Origin of the sequence: Rhodococcus sp. BS-15 (assembly GCF_000813105.1) — a bacterium.
GTDB lineage: Bacteria > Actinomycetota > Actinomycetes > Mycobacteriales > Mycobacteriaceae > Rhodococcoides.
Genome location: NZ_BAOX01000382.1, coordinates 1 through 3897, shown reverse-complemented (window position 1 = coordinate 3897; position 3897 = coordinate 1). Strand labels below are relative to the sequence as shown.

General features: G+C 61.5%; 3 protein-coding genes and 1 pseudogene. 3 read left to right on the top strand and 1 reads right to left on the bottom strand.

Annotation, left to right across the window (positions count from 1 at the left end):
* On the bottom strand, positions 1 to 355 hold a 355-nt coding region (locus RHBS_RS29855), incomplete at its 3' end, for a hypothetical protein (RefSeq protein ID WP_236745416.1).
* Between the two features lie 147 nt (positions 356 to 502).
* Between RHBS_RS29855 and RHBS_RS25390 the strand changes: the two genes are divergently transcribed.
* From RHBS_RS25390 to RHBS_RS25385, 3 genes and pseudogenes are all read left to right on the top strand, one after another.
* A protein-coding gene (locus tag RHBS_RS25390) for an IS3 family transposase (protein ID WP_121872296.1) occupies positions 503 to 1689 on the top strand; the annotation gives its coding sequence in 2 pieces (ribosomal slippage) (positions 503 to 767 and positions 767 to 1689; 1188 coding nt in all).
* 394 nt (positions 1690 to 2083) lie between these two features.
* Entirely contained in the window at positions 2084 to 2230 is a 147-nt protein-coding gene (locus tag RHBS_RS29305; RefSeq protein WP_183130109.1) for a hypothetical protein, read from the top strand.
* Positions 2231 to 2563: 333 nt separating this feature from the next.
* Positions 2564 to 3822, top strand: a pseudogene (locus RHBS_RS25385) (IS256 family transposase).
* Positions 3823 to 3897: the final 75 nt, after the last annotated feature.

The following is a 3897-nucleotide window of genomic DNA, read 5'->3' as shown; positions in this document are numbered from 1 at the left end:
TAACCGTGCACCAGTCCCCCATCTCGGCAGGTGCGACTAACACCCGTCGACACAAAGCAACGCGTTCATCGGCGGACAAGCCGGAATCTGCGTCGTGGTCGAAGCTGTGGACATCCACGCTCGGTTGATCTCCCAACTGTGCTTGCGCACGCGCGACCGTGAACGCATTATCGCCTAAGATCGAACCCAGTTTGCGTCCGAAACTGTGGCTTCCGCATGGCAGGTTTCGCCTGTCTGCGACCGCCCACACGACGTCGCGGAGGAAACCAAAAGTCGAGGCGGACGTGCTTATGTCCTTCGCTGCCGCGACTAGATCGTCCCAAGCAGCTTCAAACGCCGAATCACTTTCCAGCACGGACCAGAGCGCTTGGGCGGAAACACGGAGCATCTCTTTCGCCGAAAGAATGTCCGCAAGCGACGATTTTCTGACTGTGATCGGACCAGGGATTTCGGACAGTGGACCCGCTTAGAATAGGGATCTACTGAAATGAGCCAGTCCAGCATGAGCAGATCGCGCCGATCGTTCAGTCCCGAGTTCAAGGACGAACTGTGCCGAGAGGTCATCGACTTCTCCAAGCCGATCAGCGAAGTCGCCAAGGCCTACAACGTCGGTGACGACAGTCTGCGCCGATGGTTGGTGAAGTACCGTGACACCCACGGCGGCGGCCCGGACACCGAACTCACCCTCACCGAACGAGCACGCCTCGCCCAGCTCGAACGTGAGAATCGAGAACTTCGAGCCGAGGCAGCCTTCCTGAGAAAAGCACCCTCGTACTTTGCGCGGGAGCCACGGTAGTGGCGAAGTACGAGTTCATCGATTCCTATGTCGCGGACGATTCCGCGGTAGTACCGATCACCGACCGCTGCCGCTGGCTCGAGGTCTCCACCTCCGGTTTCTACCACTGGAAAAGCCGGCCGCAATCAGCAACGGAGATTCGCAGAGATACTCTTGCGCAACACATTCGGGTGTTCTTCGATCTATCGCACGGCACGTACGGATACCGCCGTATCCACGCAGATCTTCGTGCAGCCGGCATCGAGTGCTCACCGGAACTGGTCCGGTCGATCATGCGCGACGAGGACCTCGCGCCGTGCCAACCGCGCCCGTTCCGGGTCACTACCGACTCCGACTCCGGCAGTGAGCCGGCAGTGCCGGATCTGCTCGTGCGCGACTTCTCCGCTGATCGGCCCGGGATCAAGTTCGTCGGCGACATCACCTACATTCACACCTGGCAGGGGTTCATGTACCTCGCGACGGTCATCGACTGCTACTCCCGCAAAGTCGTGGGCTGGTCGATTGCGGACCATATGCGCACCGAACTCGTCGCGGCGGCGTTGACGAATGCGGCATCCACGACCCTGATCGAGCCGGGAGCGATTTTCCACTCCGATCGCGGCAGTGTCTACACCTCGCGGGCCTACCGGGCTCTGGTGAGCTCGCTGGGGATGCGGTCGTCGATGGGGCGGACCGGGGTGTGTTGGGACAACAGTATGGCGGAAAGTTTCTTCGCGGCCCTCAAGAACGAGTGCGTCTATCGGACGATCTATTCCACGAAAGACAAAGCGCGACAGGACATCATCAGATACATCGAGGGGTTCTACAATCCACGACGCCGGCATTCGGCAATCGGGTACCGATCCCCGAACGACGTCCACTACAGTTATCGGCAGCCCGCGATCGCGGCCTGAGATTAATCATCTCCATTGTCCGAAATCCTCGCGGCAGATCACGCGGATTGGTGGTGACCATCAGGTCCGCGCGCATTTCGGTGCTAGCCCGGGCAACGAGAAGTTCCGCCAGCCACTGCTCAGTGGATAGACCTGCGGGGGCTCCGGCGTCGTCCTGAGCGAACGTTTCATACGTGCTGTAGGGCCAGATCGAATATTCGGTCCTTCGCCCTTGGCCGTTGATGGTCGAGAACCCCAGGTAGTCGTGGGCGTTGGGGTCGAGGGGTCCGGACGGTATCACGACCCGGCCGACGTCGGCCGGGTCGTTGGCGGTGCCGATCCAGTAGCGGTCGATACTCTCGCCCTCTGTCAGCGACCACAGAAAGATCTCCGGGTTCGGCATTGAGAGCGGGGCGTGAGTGTTTCCATTCCACTCTTCGACCCGGCGCTGGTCCTGCGCGAAGTCGACGACGATGCGCAGCCGTCGACCACTCTGATCGAACGGGCCAGGTGGATCACCCGCGACCTTCCCCTGCCTTGCTATTCGTGGAAAGCCCATTGACGCAACCCTCCTCAGTGTTTGCCATTGAAGCTAGCTCAGACGAAAAAGGGCACGACAATTGCTGTCCGTGCCCTTTCACCTACGTGGATCAAGCCATTGGGCCCTTGGGGGGCGGCATTCCCCATCGCACCGCTCCAATCACGGAGCCAGAAACCGAGCGGGCCGAGTCCGACAATATCTCGACGCGAGGCACGGGTAAGTCCCGTGGGGTGGTGGACATTCGGTGAGGCGGCGTAGCCGCAGCTCGGGCGTGTCGTACCCGTGTTGTGGGTGGGCCATCGCGTAGTGATGAACGAGTTACCTCTCACAGTGACTCGACCAAAGGACCACGCGATGACCCACGACCATTCTGCCTGATCACCCAGCTCGATGCACTCAAGGGTGCAGACCCGGCGTCGGTGTTCGCCGAGCTGATCCGCGCCGGCCTGCAGGCGCTGATCGACGCCGAAGCGACCGAGGTCCTCGGTGCCGGCCGCTACGAGCGGACGGCCGAGCGCACGAACTACCGGAACGGCACCCGCTCGAAGACGGTGTCGACGACCAGCGGAGACGTCGAGATCCAGATCCCGAAGCTGCGCACAGGGTCGTTCTTCCCCAGCCTGCTCGAGCGTCGCCGACGCATCGATCAGGCGTTGTACGCGGTGATCATGGAGGCCTACGTGCACGGAGTGTCGACCCGCAACGTCGACGACCTCGTCGCAGCGTTGGGTGTTGACTCGGGCGTCTCGAAGTCGACTGTGTCGAGAATTTGCCAAGGGCTCGATACGGAGATCGCGCGGTTTCGTGAGCGAACGTTGACCCACACCACGTTTCCGTACGTCTTCCTCGACGCGACGTATTGCAAGGTGCGGATCGGGGCGCATGTGGTCTCGCATGCGCTCGTCGTCGCGACCGGGGTGTCGATCGACGGCACCCGTGAAGTGTTGGGCACCGCGGTCGGGGACAGTGAGTCGTTCGATTTCTGGCGGGAGTTCCTGATCGGGCTCAAGGCGCGGGGGCTGTCGGGGGTGCATCTGGTGATCTCCGATGCGCATGCCGGTTTGAAAGCTGCTGTGGCGCAGCAGTTCACCGGGGCGTCGTGGCAGCGTTGCCGGGTGCATTTCATGCGGAACGTCACTTCCGCGGTGTCGTCGAAGCAGGTGCCTCCGGTGATGGCGGCGATCAAGACGATCTTCGCGCACACCGAGCCGGATGCTGTTGCAGCGCAGTGGGATCAGGTCGCGCAGACGCTCGCCGGGTCGTTTCCGAAGGTGTCGGCGATGATGGACGGTGCGAAGGAAGATGTGCTCGCGTTCCGTGCGTTCCCGAAGTCGCATTGGCAGAAAATCTGGTCGAACAATCCGATCGAACGACTCAACAAGGAGATCAAACGCCGCGCCGATGTCGTGGAGATCTTCCCCAACCCGGCGGCGTTCCTGCGCCTGGCGACCGCGGTGGTGATCGAAGCGCACGACGAGTGGCAAGTGACCCGCCGCTACGTCTCCGACGTGTCGATGGACGAGCTGAGGGTCGTCATCGCCAGGAAGGAACGCGCTGCAGTATCAACCGACACGACCGCTGAGTCGTTGACACCTCAGCTCGAAAGCGCCTAACATACAACACAACTCGTTGATCATGAACCGGATGGTTCACCGATCCGAATTACACCACCCCATGGGGCACTATCC